The 17,286-nt window shown below is 35.4% G+C and carries 20 protein-coding genes; 9 read left to right on the top strand and 11 right to left on the bottom strand.

The features are described 5' to 3' along the window. Both hxlA and hxlB read right to left on the bottom strand, forming a co-directional pair. Entirely contained in the window at positions 1–627 is a 627-nt protein-coding gene (gene hxlA / locus L1967_RS14700) for a 3-hexulose-6-phosphate synthase (protein ID WP_249602262.1), read from the bottom strand. 38 nt (positions 628–665) lie between these two features. Beyond that, positions 666–1,250 carry a 6-phospho-3-hexuloisomerase gene (hxlB, locus tag L1967_RS14705; RefSeq protein WP_249602263.1) on the bottom strand — a complete coding sequence of 195 codons (585 nt, stop codon included), beginning with the start codon at positions 1,248–1,250 and terminating at the stop codon, positions 666–668. 194 nt (positions 1,251–1,444) lie between these two features. On the opposite strand from hxlB, the gene L1967_RS14710 reads away from it, so the two are divergent. From L1967_RS14710 to L1967_RS14720, 3 genes are all read left to right on the top strand, one after another. Next, entirely contained in the window at positions 1,445–2,287 is an 843-nt protein-coding gene (locus L1967_RS14710) for a helix-turn-helix domain-containing protein (protein ID WP_249602264.1), read from the top strand. 128 nt (positions 2,288–2,415) lie between these two features. After that, positions 2,416–3,639 (top strand): OprO/OprP family phosphate-selective porin, encoded by a 1,224-nt coding sequence (locus L1967_RS14715; protein WP_249602265.1) that lies wholly within the window; start codon positions 2,416–2,418, stop codon positions 3,637–3,639. 129 nt (positions 3,640–3,768) lie between these two features. Continuing rightward, entirely contained in the window at positions 3,769–3,945 is a 177-nt protein-coding gene (locus L1967_RS14720; RefSeq protein WP_092544006.1) for a histone H1, read from the top strand. An 84-nt stretch (positions 3,946–4,029) separates the two neighbouring features. On the opposite strand, the gene L1967_RS14725 is transcribed toward L1967_RS14720, so the two are convergent. From L1967_RS14725 to meaB, 7 genes are all read right to left on the bottom strand, one after another. After that, on the bottom strand, positions 4,030–4,578 hold the full coding sequence (locus L1967_RS14725) for a hypothetical protein (protein ID WP_249602266.1): 549 nt from the start codon (positions 4,576–4,578) through the stop codon (positions 4,030–4,032). Next, positions 4,571–5,050 carry an RNA polymerase sigma factor gene (locus L1967_RS14730; RefSeq protein WP_249602267.1) on the bottom strand — a complete coding sequence of 160 codons (480 nt, stop codon included), beginning with the start codon at positions 5,048–5,050 and terminating at the stop codon, positions 4,571–4,573. The genes L1967_RS14725 and L1967_RS14730 overlap by 8 nt, the downstream gene beginning before the upstream one ends. Next, positions 5,043–5,888 carry an alpha/beta fold hydrolase gene (locus L1967_RS14735; RefSeq protein ID WP_249602268.1) on the bottom strand — a complete coding sequence of 282 codons (846 nt, stop codon included), beginning with the start codon at positions 5,886–5,888 and terminating at the stop codon, positions 5,043–5,045. The genes L1967_RS14730 and L1967_RS14735 overlap by 8 nt, the downstream gene beginning before the upstream one ends. 83 nt (positions 5,889–5,971) lie before the next feature. Then, positions 5,972–7,597: an ArnT family glycosyltransferase gene (locus tag L1967_RS14740; RefSeq protein WP_249602269.1), complete on the bottom strand. Its 1,626-nt coding sequence runs from the start codon at positions 7,595–7,597 to the stop codon at positions 5,972–5,974. Then, a complete protein-coding gene (locus L1967_RS14745; protein WP_249602270.1) occupies positions 7,587–8,225 on the bottom strand; it encodes a lipid-A-disaccharide synthase N-terminal domain-containing protein in 639 nt (212 codons plus the stop codon). The genes L1967_RS14740 and L1967_RS14745 overlap by 11 nt, the downstream gene beginning before the upstream one ends. Beyond that, positions 8,222–8,935 carry a glycosyltransferase gene (locus L1967_RS14750; protein WP_249602271.1) on the bottom strand — a complete coding sequence of 238 codons (714 nt, stop codon included), beginning with the start codon at positions 8,933–8,935 and terminating at the stop codon, positions 8,222–8,224. Before L1967_RS14750 ends, L1967_RS14745 begins: the two co-directional genes overlap by 4 nt. Positions 8,936–9,018: 83 nt before the next feature. After that, complete coding sequence (gene meaB, locus L1967_RS14755; protein WP_249602272.1) at positions 9,019–10,104, bottom strand: methylmalonyl Co-A mutase-associated GTPase MeaB; 1,086 nt, start codon at positions 10,102–10,104, stop codon at positions 9,019–9,021. A 95-nt stretch (positions 10,105–10,199) separates the two neighbouring features. Here meaB and L1967_RS14760 point away from each other — a divergent pair, with 95 nt between their 5' ends. After that, complete coding sequence (locus tag L1967_RS14760; protein ID WP_249602273.1) at positions 10,200–10,628, top strand: organic hydroperoxide resistance protein; 429 nt, start codon at positions 10,200–10,202, stop codon at positions 10,626–10,628. A gap of 18 nt (positions 10,629–10,646) precedes the next feature. Here the strand turns inward: L1967_RS14760 and L1967_RS14765 are convergent, their stop codons facing one another. Continuing rightward, positions 10,647–11,237, bottom strand: coding sequence for a DUF2911 domain-containing protein (locus L1967_RS14765; protein ID WP_249602274.1), 591 nt, complete (start codon positions 11,235–11,237; stop codon positions 10,647–10,649). A gap of 166 nt (positions 11,238–11,403) precedes the next feature. On the opposite strand from L1967_RS14765, the gene L1967_RS14770 reads away from it, so the two are divergent. The 5 genes from L1967_RS14770 (at position 11,404) to L1967_RS14790 (ending at position 16,275) form a co-directional block, all read left to right on the top strand. Continuing rightward, the gene (locus L1967_RS14770; protein ID WP_249602275.1) at positions 11,404–11,970 is read left to right on the top strand and encodes an RNA polymerase sigma factor; all 567 of its coding nucleotides are present in this window, start codon (positions 11,404–11,406) and stop codon (positions 11,968–11,970) included. Positions 11,971–12,024: 54 nt separating this feature from the next. Continuing rightward, positions 12,025–12,645: a flagellar basal body-associated FliL family protein gene (locus L1967_RS14775; protein ID WP_249602276.1), complete on the top strand. Its 621-nt coding sequence runs from the start codon at positions 12,025–12,027 to the stop codon at positions 12,643–12,645. After that, the gene (locus L1967_RS14780) at positions 12,626–14,020 is read left to right on the top strand and encodes a DUF4097 family beta strand repeat-containing protein (protein WP_249602277.1); all 1,395 of its coding nucleotides are present in this window, start codon (positions 12,626–12,628) and stop codon (positions 14,018–14,020) included. Before L1967_RS14775 ends, L1967_RS14780 begins: the two co-directional genes overlap by 20 nt. A gap of 25 nt (positions 14,021–14,045) precedes the next feature. Next, entirely contained in the window at positions 14,046–14,744 is a 699-nt protein-coding gene (locus L1967_RS14785; protein ID WP_249602278.1) for a peptidoglycan DD-metalloendopeptidase family protein, read from the top strand. 73 nt (positions 14,745–14,817) lie between these two features. Further along, complete coding sequence (locus L1967_RS14790) at positions 14,818–16,275, top strand: hypothetical protein (RefSeq protein WP_249602279.1); 1,458 nt, start codon at positions 14,818–14,820, stop codon at positions 16,273–16,275. A gap of 4 nt (positions 16,276–16,279) precedes the next feature. Here the strand turns inward: L1967_RS14790 and L1967_RS14795 are convergent, their stop codons facing one another. After that, complete coding sequence (locus tag L1967_RS14795; RefSeq protein ID WP_249602280.1) at positions 16,280–16,768, bottom strand: DUF4199 domain-containing protein; 489 nt, start codon at positions 16,766–16,768, stop codon at positions 16,280–16,282. Positions 16,769–17,286 lie beyond the last annotated feature (518 nt).

Consider the following 17,286-nt stretch of genomic DNA (forward strand, 5'->3'; position numbering starts at 1 on the left):
TTAGCTTAAAGCTTCTTTTAATTCTTTTGCGGCCGCTGCAGGATCTTCAGCTCCGTATATGGCTCCACCGGCAACAGCGACAACAGCACCAGAAGCTTTTACTTTCGCAATGCTGTTCTTGTTAACACCGCCAGCGATAGACACAGGTACCCCAGCTTTAGAAGCTTCATCGATTAACACATCGATAGAATATCCTGGTTTTGACTGTTCATCTAAACCTGCATGTAATTCTACAAATTCTACCCCTAGTTTAGAAACTTCCTGGGCACGTTTTACTCGGTCTTTAACACCAATAGTATCTACAACAACGGCGCGGTCATATTTTTTAGCAGCTTCTACAGCACCAATAATGGTAGCATCGTCTATAGATCCTAAAATAGTAACGTAATCTGCTCCTGCTTTAAAAGCCATCTCGGCTTCAAGCGAACCAGTATCCGCAGTTTTAAAATCAGCAAAAACTTTTTTATCAGGAAAAGCTTCCTTCATAGCAGTGATGGCACTAAGTCCCTCACTTTTTATAAGCGGGGTTCCTAACTCAATAATGTCGATATAAGGAGCTACTTTTGTAGCCAGTGCTATAGCGTCTTCTGTTTTTAGCAAATCGATTGCTACTTGTAATTTAGTCATAATCCTCTATGTTTAATTTATATTCTTCTGTTCTTAGCCTATTCCATGTTGGCGTGCATTTCCCATAATTGCTCGGCATTGCTATCAGATTGTTTCCATAAATATTGTATAAACGCATCAAATAGTAGTAGAAACCCCTGTTCAAAAAGGCTTCCTGCGTATTGCTGGGAAATTTTATTCGTATGTTCCTGTTTTCCTGCGGCAGGAATCATGATGGTGTGATGAGCTATTTTTGCTAATGGGGATAAGTCGTTAGTAGTAAAGCATACTATTTGAGCTTCGCTTTTGCAGGCCGTCTCAGCAGCGTTTACAATAGATTTTGTAGTACCAGATCCCGATACCGCAATGAGTAGGTCATCTTTACCAATAGCCGGAGTAGTCGTTTCTCCTACCACATGAACCTGATAGCCCAAATGCATTAATCGCATGGTAGCAGCTTTTACCATAAAGCCGGTCCTGCCTGCACCAATTAGAAAAACCTGCCTGGCATTCTTTAAAGGCTCTTCGATGGCTTTAATGTTCTCGAAGTCTAAGGAATGATATAGGTTGACATGCTCATTGATAATGATATCGTATGCGGTTTGAATGCTTATTTTTGAATTGGAATTACTGCTGTTATCCATAGCTAATTGTCTTTAAATGATTTACCAATGTTTGGTGAGAGACAAAATTAGAGTGCATTACCGCTCAAATTTGTATACGATTTGATAGATGTGTGGTACTATTTGCTTATATCCAAAAATTGTTAGGTGAGATTATCTAGTTTTGTGGTACTTTTTGGAAAGTTGGTATTTCCCGCCATAAAATAATAGAAATCATGCTAAGTAATAAGGTTTTATATATTCGAGATTTAATAGATTGCCCTCCTTCTTATCTTGACGATCCGGGACGTAGGGAATTCTTTGAAATTGTTTGGCTTAAAGATGAAAAGGCCTTGCACGTACCACAACATTCATTTCAAACTTTACAGGGCGATTGGATTTATCTTATTCCGCCATACCGTGTACATCAATTAAATAAAGCAGGGAAGAAAGGGGTATTGCTTTCTTTTAAAAGAGAATTGTTAGAAGATGATCTTAAAGAATTTTTACTGGATGTATTCAGAATGTTTAACATTCAGGGAGAATTTTCGTGTTTGCAGGTCACCGAGCAAAGTTCTAAAGGTTTGAATTCGATTTACAATCTCCTTTCAGAAGAATACCAAAAAGAGGAGATGAACCTGATTATGATCAAGGCGCTTTTAAAAGTATTTTTGTTGCAACTTATTCAGTTAAAAGAACAGCATTTTACGCAGCATGATATTAATGAAAAGCGAATTTATGAGTTTATGCTGTTGTTGGAGAATCATTATCTGGAAGAACGCGATACCGCATTTTATGCTGAAAAATTAGGTTTAAGTGCCAAGCGATTAAACCAAATACTGAAAGAGAAATTAGATAAAACCGGACTCCAATTAATCCACGATCGTTTAATTTTGGAAGCCAAACGCCAAATTATTCATAGTGAAAATACCATTAAAGAAATCTCTTTTAATTTAAAGTTTAAAGATCGGTCTTATTTCAGCAGATTTTTCAAACAACATTCGGGAATGACACCGCAGCAATTTCAGGAGAGTGTAAAACAGCACGTAATTCAGCATGAAAATACTTTAATAAGTTAAGACGTACAAAGATCCAATCTGGCTATTCGATTGGTAGGATCATGTAAATTAATTGTTTCTTTAATGCTATTTTAATGTTAAGAAGTTAGAATTCTTTATTTTTGAACCCATACTTTTAAAAATGGATTATGAAGTATGGTACACCTTATGTATTAAGGCTTTTACTACTCAGTTTTGTTTTTTGTCTTTCTTCAAATAGCATTTTTTCGCAGTCGGCGGAAGAAAGTAGCAATGCAGTTTTTCAGGATTGGCGTTTTAAATACGGTGAAAAAGGATTTGAATTTAGATCTGGTGATAACAATTATTTGCTTCAGGTTCAAAGCAGGTTACAGTTTAGATTTGCCACGCCAAGTGATAACGACCCTTATACTTTCAACGATCTTAACGATAACAGCAATAATGTTTTTAAGGTAAATCGCTCTAGATTAAAAGTTGGCGGGCATGCCTATAAACCCTGGTTAAAATATTATTGGGAGTATGATCTTGGCCAATCTAATCTTTTAGATTACCGGATCATGATAGAGCGTTGGGACTGGTTAAATATCAAAGTAGGCCAGTGGAAGTTGGAATTTTCACGGGAACGCCGTATAAGTAGCGGTGCCCAACAAACCGTAGACCGTTCAATTTTAAACAGGGCTTTTACCGTAGACCGGCAGCAGGGAATAGAACTGTATGGTAGATTACGAACCAAAGGATCTCTGGATTTTAATTATTGGGTAGGTGTTTTTACCGGTAATGGGCGTGGTGCCAGGGAAAATGACGATAAAAGTTTAATGTATTTTGGCCGTTTGCAGTGGAATATGTTTGGAGAAAATATAGGCTTTAAAAGCAGTGATCTTAGTATTCATCAAAAACCAGCGGCAATTATCGCTTTGGCCGGAGTAACAAATAGAAGTCCGTATACCCGATTTTCATCTTCTGGCGGCGGCTTTTTAGAAGAATTTGAAGAACAAAATCCAGGACAATATCGTATTCATCAGGCTAACTTAGAAACGGCTTTGGTGTACAAGGGGTTTAGCTGGCAATCTGAGTTTCATTGGAAAAATATCGATGACCGCGTGAATAGCCAGCAAACCAAATTGAACGGTTTTTATTTTCAGGCCGGTTATTTAGCACATCAATCGTTGCATTGGTGGCCACAACCCTTAGAAATTGCTGCCCGTTACGCTAAGTTCACGCCAAATACACTGCAAGATTATTATCTGGATGAATTAACCCTCGCTTTTAACTGGTTTTTTAAAGGACATCGAAATAAACTGACGATGGAGATTTCTGAATTCGATCTGGAAACAGCCGATGTAGGAATAAAAGATGAGTTTAGATTCCGAATTCAATGGGATATTTCCATTTAAAATTAAAAGAATAAACTTCCAATATGCTAAAATTGGGTCTTTAGAGTAGGAATTTTTTGGGAAATGTCTTTTAAAGTGGAATATTATTTTATTTTCGCCTGTCTAATTAATCTTTTAAATAAAAACAATATGAAAGAATTGGTAGAAAATATCAATGAGACATTTGAAGCTTTTAAAACTGATGCTGAAGCTCAGTTAGAATCTGGAAACAAAGCAGCAGGAACGCGTGCAAGAAAATCTTCTTTAGCTTTAGAAAAGCTTTTGAAAGAATTCCGTAAAGAATCTATCGCAGCTTCTAAAAAATAAAACTAAAGCCTCTCCTTTCGAGAGGCTTTTTTCTTCTTCCTGGCTAAGATCCTAAATTTTTAAATGTTTTTTCTGAAAAAACAACTACTGCAAACTTTTGATAATCTTTAGCTCTTTTCTTACCTGAAAACCAATAAGCACCGCTAAAGCAATAAAGATTATTATTGAAGAAACTATAATGTACTTAAAAAATCCTATTGAAAGTTGCTGCTTAAAAACAGGAAGTAATAACACAAAGCCAAATACATAGCTGGCAAATAATACGGGTGTCCACAGGTAATGGATCATTCTTCTGGATTTGTAGTAGTTTACCAATTGCTGGTTAAAGGCTAGCATATTTTGATAAAGTGGGAAACGCTCTTTTTTTAAACTACTAAAGTATTCCATAATTATTCTAATACAAAGGCTGCCAATCATAAGTCCCAATCCCCAAAAAGCACGGGTGTTTTTGTAAGCCGAAACATAAAAGAAAAACGCCATTAGAATAAGTACGGTAATACCCAAAACAATTTTTGTAATTTGTTGTTTACGCTTAATTTCTTGTGATCTTTCTATAATTTCGTTGATGTTTGTATTTGGCAAAGGCGTTTGATGCTGTTGCCATTGCTCTTTTATATGCTGAAAATCATTCATTTTTTACACATTTTGAAAGTTGATCTTTAATTCGGTGAATTCTTGTTCTTATCGCCGCATGATTTAACCCGGTAATTGCTGCAATTTCCTTTTGGGGTAAACCTTCCAGCTCTAGTAAAATAATCGACTTATTCTCTGCAGAAAGCTTATTAATACAGCGGTACATACTGGCAAACTGCTTTTCGCTTTCCGGGTCTTCATTAGCTTCATTACTGGCAATATCAATTTTTAACGACTTTGTTTTTTTCTTTCTCAGTTCCTGTAAACAGGTATTAACGGTAATTCTAAATATCCAGGTTGAAATCGTGGCTTCACCACGAAAATCTTTTAAATACTGCCATACTTTAATAAAAACCTCTTGCGCCATATCTTTAGCTAAAGCTTCGTTGCCGCTAAGATATCCCATGCAAAGCCGTATTACTTTTGGGTAATGGGAGTGGTATATTTCCTGAAATTCCAGCTTTTTACTCATCGGTTTTCAAGGCCATTTTAATGTGATCGTTTAACCATTCTGGCTGGTCGTACATTATAAAATGCTTCGAATTTTCAGCAAAATGAAGCGTATAATCATTAAGTTTTTGGTACTGATTTTTATAATTTATCTGGGCTGCCCCTTTTCCGTAGGGGAGACTCGCCGCAAGAATATAAACCGGAATATCAATATTAGCTATTTTTTGGCGTAAATCTAATTTCAAAAGATCAGTATAGCCATAAACATAAGTTTTTCGGTCACTCTGTAGCATATCGGCAACAATCTTTTTTTGACCTTCTGGATCAAGGCTCATATTCACAGCCATTTGATTGGCCATTGCTCTGAAATCTGCTTCGTCCATCTTTAATAATTGCTGGTTGTATGGCGAATCATAATCGATAGATTCACTGTTATAATTTGGGAACATTAATGCGCCCATAGCAGGTAAAGCATCTATTAAGATAAGCTTCTTATAAATCGCCCTATCTGAAGCTAACCATAATCCTAGCGTACCACCCATACTGTGTCCTACGATAGTCATATTTTTGAGCTTCTTTTTATCCGTATAGGTTTCGATATCTTTTTTGATGGTTTCCAGCCAGGCTTTTTGAATGGGAGCAACATCCCCAAAACCGGCAAAAGTAAAGGCGTGTATTTGATAATCTTTAGAAAAGGTAGTGATAACTTCGTTATAAACAGCTGCAGTACTGCTAAAGCCAGGGAAAAGTAAAAGAGGTTCGCCCTTACCATACACTTCTACTTTAAAGCTATTTTGTCCCAAAAGCTGGAAAGTAGAAATCATGATCCCTATACACAATATGATTTTAAAATTTTTCATAAGAAATGGATTTAAAGTTTTGCCTTTAGATACATTTCAAACAAAATGTTACAGGAGGTTTAGTAGAAATTAAAAAAAGAGAATTAATTTTTCTTCTTCAGTATATAAAAATCTCGCATCAAACGGTCTTTATATCCCGATTTTTCAGGACTTACCTGATTTAAATCGTATTGATCTATTTTTTGAATGGAATAACCTGAAAATTCTTTGGAAGAAATCGTATCGGTTACATTAAATAACAACCCAAATTCGTCTTCTTTGGGCAAAGAAAGGCTCTCGTTTTTAATCAATATGGGAATAGGTTTGCCATAATCCCAAATAATCTCGGGACTAAAAGAATTGTATTCATAAACCCGAAATTGCTGTTTTTCGGCTTGCTTTTTTAACTCAGAAAAAGACTTATAATTTGGGTTGTCAATAAAAGTATCGATGAGCGGAAATCCAAAAACGATCACGCTACAAATAAAACCTACGGTAAGGTAAAATATTTTAGAAAACCTGTTTTTCCTGAAATAATAAAATATGGCGATACCAATGCCAAATAGAGCGACCGAGGTAAGGATGTACCATAAATAATAAATTCCGTCTAAATCCAGAAAGAAAAATGCTGCAAAAGGGAAGGCAATACCAATTATGGCAATAAGGCCAAAGTTGAAATAAACCACCCATTTTTCTTTCATTTTTAATCCAGAAAAATTACTGAATAAGTATTCGATATAAAATGAAGTATTTAATGCCATCGGGATAAGAACCGGCAAAAGGTAACGTGATTTTTTTTCAGGAATAACAGATAAAAGAATCACTGAAAGTATTGTCCAGAGAATTGCAAATTTGTATGCTTTTTTATTGCTAACCCTATTTTTTAAATAAGGATAAAGCAGCGCTACAAAAGAAGGGATGGTCCAGATACCGCTTTGCGTAAAGAAGCTCCAGTAATAATAAAATGGTCTTATGTTGTAACTCCCCCAATTTGCTGCTTCGTCTTTAGTGATTTCTAAAAATGCCACAGGATCGGCCAATCTTACATACACAAACCACCATAGGCCAACGGCTAATCCAAGTATAAGAAAAACCAGAAAGGCACCCCATTTTTTCCTAAAATCGTGAAATTTATAAACGATAGCATAAGCAATTAAAAATGGTAAAAACAGCGCATAAAGAGAAACCGGTCCTTTGCTAAGGATAGAGAAACCAAAGAAGATTCCGGCTAAAATGGCGTTACGCCATAATTTTCTTTCATCCCTAAAAAACTGGAATAGAAAGTAAATAGCTACCATCATAAACGAATGCGTAAAGATGTCCCATTGGCCATTTCTACCAGAAAAGATAATGTAAAATGAGCTAACTGCGATAAGCGCTCCTATAAATGCCTGTTTACGGGTAATATGTATTAAGGTTGAAAATTTATATAATGAAACAGCGAGCAGGGTGGCTGCGCAAGCTGCGGGCAATCGTAAAGCCCATAAATGCTCTATCCCAAATATTTTTGCTGAAATTGCCGTTAGCCAGGTAGGTAAAGGGGGTTTTTCGTAACGCGGAATGTCATTTAAAGTGGTTAGAAGCCAGTGATCAAGATTCAGCATTTCACGTGCTGAACCAAAATTTCGAGCTTCCATAATATTTACATAAATGGCATCCAGGTTAAAGAAAAATATAAGTATACAAACCCCAACAAGGGCAAGTAGATATCTATGAAATTTAGGCTTCATTTAATTGTCTTTTAGACTTTAGGCTTAAGATAATATTTCTTACGTAAACTACGCTACCAAAAATGTGTCCTGTAAATAAAACTGGATCTTTTCTAAGAATTGCATAAATTAAAACCATGCTGGCGCCAATTAAACTTAAAATCCAAAAACCTAAAGGAAGGATACTCTCTTTTTTCCTTTCAGAGTAGACCCATTGGTAAAGAAATCGAAGATTAAATACGATCTGAGCAATGGTTCCCAGCAATACCAGCCAGATAGGAATGTTTTCATTATTAAAAAACCGTTGTAAATCTAGTGTGCCATTATTATAATTATACAGCACCACAAAAGCCGGAAAGATATAAATGAAAAGCTGAAAAATACGCTTCATTTTTTCCCATTCTCCCTGCAACTGTAAATTACGAATATAGATGTAATAGGTAATCGCCTGCCCAAACATGATCGAAAAATCGTCTTGCAAATCACCATACACAAAGAGCAGAAAAGAGGCAATTAAACTTAATTTCCAAAAAAGGCTGGGCGTTAAAACCCTTTTATGTTTTTCAGAAAGGATCCACTGTAATAAAAGTCTTCCAGAAAAAAGAATCTGTGCAACAAAGCCTATAGTATATATATACCAAGGAATCATCCTTTTTTGGCGATGTTATAATTGATGTATTTTTTCTTCATCCATAGGTAAGCAAAACAATCTACTAAGGGGCCTAAAAGGCGGTTCCATAAATGGAATTTTGCTTTACCGGCAATTCTTGGATAATGCCTTACTGGAACTTGTTTTACACTGCCGTTTTGTAGCATAATCATGGCCGGTAAAAACCGATGTAAGCCTTTAAACATTGGGATACGTTTTGCATAATCTGCTTTAATGATTTTTAAAGGGCAACCGGTATCGTTCATGCCGTCGTGCGTAAAGCTTTTGCGAATCCCATTGGCAATAAGCGAGGACATTTTTTTTACAAAAGAATCTTTACGATCTGCGCGCCAGCCTGTCACAAGATCATATTCAGCAATATCCTGCATTAAAAGATTAAAATCTTCAGGATCGGTTTGTAGATCAGAATCGATATATCCAATTAATGGTGTATCGGCATAATCGAATCCTGCTTTAATAGCGGCACTCAATCCGCAGTTTTTTTCAAAAGAAATAAAATAAAAAGCTTCGTTACGAGCACAGATTTTTTCGATCATCGATAAACTATTGTCTGAAGAGCCATCATTTACTAGTAAGATACAGGTGGGTTTTACCGCAATTTCTAGATAAGTTGATAACTGTTGTTCCAGGCGTTCTAGGTTTTCTTCCTCGTTATAGATGGGGGCTATTATAGTGAATTCGTAATTCATTAAATTAAAATCAGATGCAAATGTATTGAATTTGTATTTATCTAATTGTTATTATTTAATTAGGAGTGAAAATCGTCAATTTTCTATAATTTAGCATACTTTTCTAAGAGGTATTGAGCAGCGATAAAAGGAGAAGTCTTTTTATCGAAAATCGCTTGTAGCTGTTCTTCTAAAGCTGTTTTTATCTCAGGATTTTGATAAAAGGACTGTTTTAGTTGCTCATTGATGCTTTGTAGGAGCCAAAATTTGCTTTGCTGCTTTCTATTCTCTTTAAAATAGCCATTTTCTTTAGTCTTTTTTTCAAAAGAAACGATTAAATCCCAAATTTCGAGAATGCCTTCGTTATACAAAGCACTGCTTAGCAAAACCTGGGGAGTCCAACCGCTTTCTTTTGCAGGATAAAGATGTAAAGCTCGTTTAAAATCTAATTTTGCAGTGTTGGCAGCCTTCATATTCTCACCATCCGCTTTGTTGATAACAATGGCATCTGCCATTTCCATGATTCCGCGTTTAATGCCCTGTAATTCATCGCCGGCTCCGGCTAATTTCAGCAATAAAAAGAAATCACACATGCTATGTACAGTGGTTTCACTTTGTCCAACACCAACCGTTTCAATTAAAATCACATCAAAGCCTGCAGCTTCGCAAAGCATGATACTTTCCCTTGTTTTACGAGCCACACCTCCTAAAGAATCTCCAGAAGGGCTGGGACGTATAAATGCCATTTCTTCTTTTACCAGGTTTTCCATTCGCGTTTTATCTCCCAGGATGCTGCCTTTAGAGATACTACTGCTTGGGTCTACGGCAAGAACAGCCACTTTTTTCCCTAAACCAAGTAAATAAGTACCGAATGCTTCAATAAAGGTGCTTTTTCCTACGCCAGGAACGCCGGTAATACCAATTCTAATTGATTTTCCTGAAGAAGCTATAGCACCTTCAATAATTGCTGAAGCCTGCTGCTGGTGTTGTGTATTATTACTTTCAACCAGAGTGATGGCTTTTCCCAGCGCTGTCTGGTTACCCTGAAGGAGATTGTTGAGAATTGCCGTATGATCTTGTTTTTTCTTCCGTAGGGATTTAATTCTTTCCGCAGAAGTGCTACTAACATTTGCTGAGGCAGGAATGCTATTACTTTGGGACAGGGCAGATTTATGGGAAGGCTTTTTCAAGGTGCACTTATTTATGACAAATTTATGAATACATTTTTTGAATGCGAATTTTGGGAATGGTATATTGAAAAGGAATAATATAAAAATTCGAAAAAATGAAAACTTTGTATTCAGCTAAGGTAACCACTGAAGGTGGTAGAAAAGGCAGAACTATTAGCGATGATGGGATATTAGACCTACAACTTTCAATGCCTAAAAGCCTTGGTGGTGAAGGTGGAGATTATACCAATCCAGAGCAACTTTTTGCGGCAGGATACTCTGCATGTTTTGGTAGCGCTTTAGAAATGGTTGCCAAAAACGCAAATGTTGATCTTGGGGATTATAGTGTTACAGTAACGATCGATTTGGGACAAAATGAAGATAAAGATTTAGATCTTTCTGCAGTTTTGGATATTTACATCCCAGATATCGATGTGGAAACTGGTGAGGATCTAATTAACGAAGCTCACGAAGTTTGCCCTTATTCTAGAGCGACCAGAGACAATATCGACGTCACCTTAAATCTTCTTATCGACGAAGACTAAGATTCGATAAAAATTAGCTTAATTATTAGAAGGGGCTTCTATAGTAGGAGTCTCTTTTATTCTTATAGGTATCGCTACACTGGTATGATCCCAGGCCAAGATCATAAATACAAAATCGTTGGCCTGCTCAAAATGTATGGTAAATTGTTCTATTGTTTCCTGTAGATGATTAGAGGGAACTTCAACAACCAGTGCGTCAAACTCTGGATCGCGATACACCTTTCCGTCTAAATCGATTCCCCAGGGATACATTTTTTTATTAAAGACAATTTCCCAGCTTTCCTTTTTTGGAACTGTCCATAGCGTATATTTTCCTTTTTCCAAGAAACTACCATCTACCATAATATCTTTATTGGTTTTAAAGGTAGTAGCTTCGTTAGCACCCGTACGCCAAATAGAATCGTAGGGGACTAAATTCCCAAAAATCTCCCTACCTTTTTTATATGGGCGATTGTAAAAAACGTCTAGCGTAAGATCACTATTGGTGTAAGATACGGTATCTTCTGGACTATATGCTTTAGTATTATAGCGAACTACAAAAAATATAACGGCAATTACCAAAAGGCTGATCCCTAAAATTTTAAGTAGTAACTTCAGGCTATTATTCATAACATTATATTTGATCTATAGTAAGCAAAAAGCATGCAGATTTTAAAGCATTAAAATAAGGATATAATTAGATTTCTACATTTTTATTCAAAAAAAATATACTTTTTGCAACATGGCGAATTTTGATTCGTCTTTAAAGTGAACAACAACCAATCAAAAAACCATTTTGTTACAACATCAGTTAATAGAAGATTGTAAGAACAATAGCCGCAAAGCACAGCTTAAGCTTTACAATAAATACTGTGAAGGTATGTATTACGTGGCATTACGGTTTATGAACGATACCCAGGAGGCTGAAGACGCGATGCAGGAAGCTTTTATCAAAGCTTTTGCAAAACTGCATCAATTTACCGGAGAGGTGACTTTTGGCGCCTGGCTTAAAAGAATCGTTATAAACAAATGTCTGGATAAGCTTAAAGCAAAAAAGCTGGAGCAGGTGGCGATGAACGAGCAGGTTCTTGGAATCGTCGATGAGGAAGAGGACTGGAATGTTAACGACGGAATTACTGTTGAAGACATAAAGCGGGCGATTAGCGAGCTTCCAGAAAAGTATCGATATCCTTTAATGCTTTTTTTAGTAGAAGGATATGATCATGAAGAGATTTCAGAAATTTTGAATATTAGTCAGGTGGCTTCCAGGACGCTGGTACACCGCGGAAAGAAAAAATTGCAAGAAAAAATCAGGAATCTTGAAGCAGATTCAGGAGAGATGAATAGAAAAACAACATTATAAGTGCGGGGACACTTTTTTAGAAAGCAGAAAACCACACATAAAAAGAATTGAGATATGGGACAGGATATAAGAAAAATGCTGCAGGAGGATAAAGAAAGCCTAAAGTTTAAAATGCCAGAAGGACATCAGGCAAGATTTGAAGATCGGTTAAATAAAGCTTTTCCTGAAAAGAAAAAATCGAAAAGCAAATGGTTCTTGCAGATTGCTGCGATCCTTGTGGTCGCACTGGGAGCAGGTGGATTTTTATACTTTAATTCAGGAATTTCAGTAGATCCTAGTGGACCTCAGGTTGTAGAAACTTCCGAAGAAAAACCTGTAGAAGAGAAAGAAGATAATATGGCAGCGCCAAAACAATTTCAGCTAAGTGATGTGTCGCCACAATATAAAAAGATTGAAGATTATTATATGGCGAGCCTTAATATGGAATTGGCAAAACTGAGTATTAACAAAGAAAATAAGGAGCTCATCGATTCATTTATGAAACAATTGGCAGAGCTGGATAAAGAATACAAAAGATTAAATAACGAATTAAATGAGTTAGGACCTAATGAACAAACCATCGAAGCCATGGTCGCTAACTTACAGCTTAGATTAGAGTTGTTGTTCAAACTAAAACAAAAGCTAAAAGAAATTAAAGGATCAAAAGACAACAGTTATGAAAATGCACAAGCTTAATTATATTTTACTCTTCCTTTTGGGATGTACATTTAGTGCTTCAGCTCAGGATATGATGCAGCGCTGTTATACTGTAAACAATGATGTTATTGTTGATGTGGATGCCAAAAACACGAATATCATCATAGAAAATTGGGATAAAAACACGGTAGCTATCGAAGCCTTTATAAATGGTGACGTCTCAAAAAATGAGGCTACGAAATTGATGGATAGCTGGAAGCTTAGTACCAATGGCTCTAAAAATAAGGTGCAGATTTCATCAAAATCTGATATGAACGTGAATTGGAATATGGATATTAGTGAGCCTGAACTTAATGATGCCCTGGCGCAATTACCAGAAATTATGGGGCCAATAATGGATAATTTAGTAGCCCCTTTATTACAAAATATATCTGAAAACCCGTTACCGCCAGACCTCTTTGAAAATATGGGAGATTTAAATTTCGATTATGAGGCTTATCGTGAAGAAGGAGATGCTTATTTAGAGCGCTATGAAAAGCAGGTGGATAAAAAGTTTGGAAAAGACTTTGAAAAGAAAATGGAGAAATGGGCGGCAAATTTTGAAAAAAATGTAGAAGGGAATAGTGCTGAATTTGAGAAAAGTATGGAAGAATGGGGAAACTCTTTTGGAGCCAGTATGGAAAAATGGGGAGAATCCTTTGGAAAAAAAATGGAAGCCTGGGGAAAGAATTTTGAAGAGAAAATGGCAGCTAAACAAGAAGCTGGTCAAAAAGCGCCAAATGTGATTATGTTGAGTCGAAATAACGAAGGCAGCAAAGCACAAAGAACAATTAAAATAAAAGCGCCCAGAAATGCTAAAATCATGCTTAATGTGCGATATGGTGAAATAGCATTAGATCATGCTGATAATTTAGTGGCCGAGCTGGCTCATGCCAATTTTAAAGCGAATAAAATTACGGGTAAGAATACGCATGTAAAGGTTTCTTATACTCCGGTGGCAATAGCAAATTGGGATTATGGGGTGTTGAATGCCTCTTATGTGCCAAGTTGTGATATTAACGTAGCCAGAAGTATAAAATTGATCTCTAATAGTAGCGATGTGAATATAGACCGATTAAGCGAAACAGCGATTTTATCGGGTACTTTTGGGAATTTAGGGATTAAAAATTTAGGTGGCAGTTTTAAGAATCTTGATATAAGCTTAGAGAATAGTGATCTTAAGCTGAAGTTGCCACAATCAGCCTTTAAGTTTAATTATAACGGTACGCAAAGTGAAGTTAATTATCCAGAAAGTTTAAAAGTAGATAAAACTTCATCTTACGATAACGAAATTTTAAAAGGATATTCCAAAAGTTCGAATGCTGATGCGCAAATAAGCATTTCAGCAAGATTTAGTGATGTTTTGCTAAATTAGAACGCATAGATTACTTTTGGCGAAAATGCAATCTATGAAAGCTAGTTTCGCTGAATATATTTCCGGGTTAACTGCTGGTTTTACTCCAGTTGTGGGAGGAAATTTAAAACAGGAAGATTTTATTGCCATCGACCTGTCTGCAAATAACCCGGAACTTTTAAAATTAGAACAACTTTCTTCTGAAGCCTTCTCTGTATTTATAGATCATAATCTTAAAGTTACCGGTAAAAAAGTAGCTTTTGGTGGATATAATGAAGTGCGAAAACTTTATGAACGCAGCCAGCTTTTCAATAAAAATGTAGATGAATTTTTAAACCGAAATATCCATATTGGTCTGGATATCTGGACTGCGGAAGGAACTGATGTGCTTGCTGTTTTAGACGGAGAGATCCATAGCTTTCGGGATAATAGTAATTTTGGGGATTATGGCCCTACAATTATTCTGAAACATACGTTTGAAGATGAGGTATTCTATTCCCTTTATGGGCATTTAAGCAGAAAATCATTAGAAGATATTGAAGTAGGGCAGCCGATTAAAGCGCAGGAAAAAATAGCCGAACTTGGCACTGCGGAAGAAAACGGAGATTACGCTCCACATTTACATTTTCAGGTTATAAAAAACCTTCAGGGAAGTGAAGGAGATTATCCCGGCGTAGCTTCTAAAAAAGATCTGGATTTTTATTTGGAGAATTGCCCCGATCCTAATCTGTTGCTGAAGATATGATTTTTTAAATACCTGATAATGGGTATTTTATGTTTTGTTTTGGTGTTTTACTTTTATCTCAAAACAATTCACCATGAAACGATTGAACCTTTTTCTTTTTAGTTTTCTATTGTTATTTATTTTTGAAGCTTGTAATTCTATTTCTGAAATTAAACAGAAAAAGATTGAATTTGATGCCTTCAATGGAGATTTGAATTATCCTGAATATGTAAAAAAAGGCACTCCGGTTGTAATTGAAATAAGTAATGTTTTTTTGGATTCTTTAGGACATTTGGGGATTGACAATGAAGATCTAGTACTTCGATATTCTACTGTTCCCGATTACTTTGTGATTGATAAGAGCACTACTGAAAATGGACAAGATGATGTAGAAACAAATACTAAGGAAAATGGAACTCAATTCCAAACAATTTCTGAGGCTGAATTAACCGATAGTACAACTATTAATTTTGATGAAAAATTAATTGAGTCTTATACCAATTTTAATATTGGTTATACCGAACTTCAAAAATTTATGGTGCTTCAAAGTAGTCTTTCTAAACTAGTAGATCGACCGATTTTGGATTCTGAAAAAGCAAAAGAAAATTTAAAAAGCATGCTGTGTGAATATTTTGGAGATAATAAGGATTATATAAAATATATAAATAATTATACCGCTAAAAAAATCTCTGAACTTAATACTGCTTTTTCAAAATTTAAAGTCTATTATGAAGCTATTAATAAAGATTATAAAATAAATGAAAAAGAATTAAAATTAGAATTGAAGGATGCTAAAGGAACAAAAGTTGCCTCTACTAAATTTAAATTTGAAATTCAGGAGAAAAAGAAATTTGAAAAATTATATAATGAATTGGACAATAAAGCAAAAAGTATTTTAAGCGACTCTGCTATTGTTGATATTATAAAAACTACTCGTAATTTTGGACTTTTAGCAGAAAAAATTAAAGATAACAATTTTAAGGTTTATACAGATCCCGTTATTATAGGAAAAAATGGCAAAACTTTAAAATTTGAATTGAAAAATAAAAAAGGAGATGTTTTACGTAAAATAGAGGATTTAGAAATTAAAACTAAGCAGCCCTCTATAGATTTTAGTACTGGATATCTATTTAGCTTTGTCGGTGATGAAAATTACGAATTGTCAGTAGATAATAGTGGTAACGCAATAGCTTTAGAAGGAAATGATAATAATTTCACACATGCTTTAGGAGGACTAATGCATGTGTATAATAGAAGTTGGTTTGGTGGAATGGCTATTGGCATATCGCCAGGTCTTAGTTTAACTACGGAGGGTGATTTAGGTTTTTATACAGGAATTTCAACTTTATTTTTTGGAAATAATAGATTGGCAATTACTACCGGATATTCTTGGGTAAAAAAGCAGAAACTAAATACCTCAAACTTATCTTATAATAATGAGAATCGATACTATGAATTTCGGAATTCCGATTTGAAAGAAATAAAGTATGATCGAGTTTATGATGGTGCATTCTTTATAGGGCTTACTTATAATTTGAGTAAAAGTGAGTAGTAATCTAAGAGTTATGCTTAGTCTTTTTAGTGATTAGCGCTACGATTGCGCCGGTTACGATTCCCATGGCTAGTGCATTAAAAATCTGCATAAAAATATACATTTTAATGCTATGCATCATTTCAGCATTTTCTGGAGTCATTCCCTTTTTTTCAGAAAGAGCGATCATATTTTGAAGATACTCGGGACTTATAACCGTTACTGCGAAATATTGAATAAGAGGTGTAAGAATCGTTATTACACCGGTAAGAATTACACCGCTAATAAAGCCCTGCTGCCATCCAAATTTCTCATTTTGGAAGTATTTATCACGTTTTTCTTTTAAGGCTGCGTAATAGATTAAAAAAGCGATTACCGCAAAAAATAATGAATAAACTCCCTGTACATCGATATTTTCATCATGCCAACCCATTACTTTTTCGAAAGCGATCCAGATAAGTTGCGCGATCACAAATGTGACTCCCCATTTAACTTCAACCTTAAATTTTTTCATTGCCGGTTCATCTTTTTAGAAAAACAAAAATAAGAAAGCATTTTTAAGACCGGTTAGGTAAAGATGGAATTTTGGTTTTAAACATTGCTGTTAGAATATGGAAAATAGACTAGAGATTATAGAAACAAGAATCGGGAATCAGGACAAAATCTTAAATTTGAATTTTGAATGGTATTCCTACCTTCGGTCTCGCATCAAATTTCTGACAGCGAAGGATGCTCGAAATAATGACATTCGTCTCATCTTTAGAAAGTATACAACTAAACCTCACAGGTTTTCGAAACCTGTGAGGTTTGCTCAATATTTTAAGTACTTAAGGTTAAAAATGTTTAAAAAAAGTCTATTTTCTAAGCTGAAATATTCAGGAATCAAGACAAAATCTTAAATTAGAGACAAGTGTCATCCTATGTTTGTTGCATGTAGATTTAAGAGAAATAATGATTAGATTTCAATAGAAGAAGGGAAAGCAAAAAAACCGTGCTTTGTCATTGGTCTTATAAGGCTGTTCGAGATGCTGG

The sequence above is a fragment of the Zunongwangia pacifica genome (assembly GCF_023499215.1).
In the GTDB taxonomy this organism is placed as follows: Bacteria; Bacteroidota; Bacteroidia; order Flavobacteriales; family Flavobacteriaceae; genus Zunongwangia; species Zunongwangia pacifica.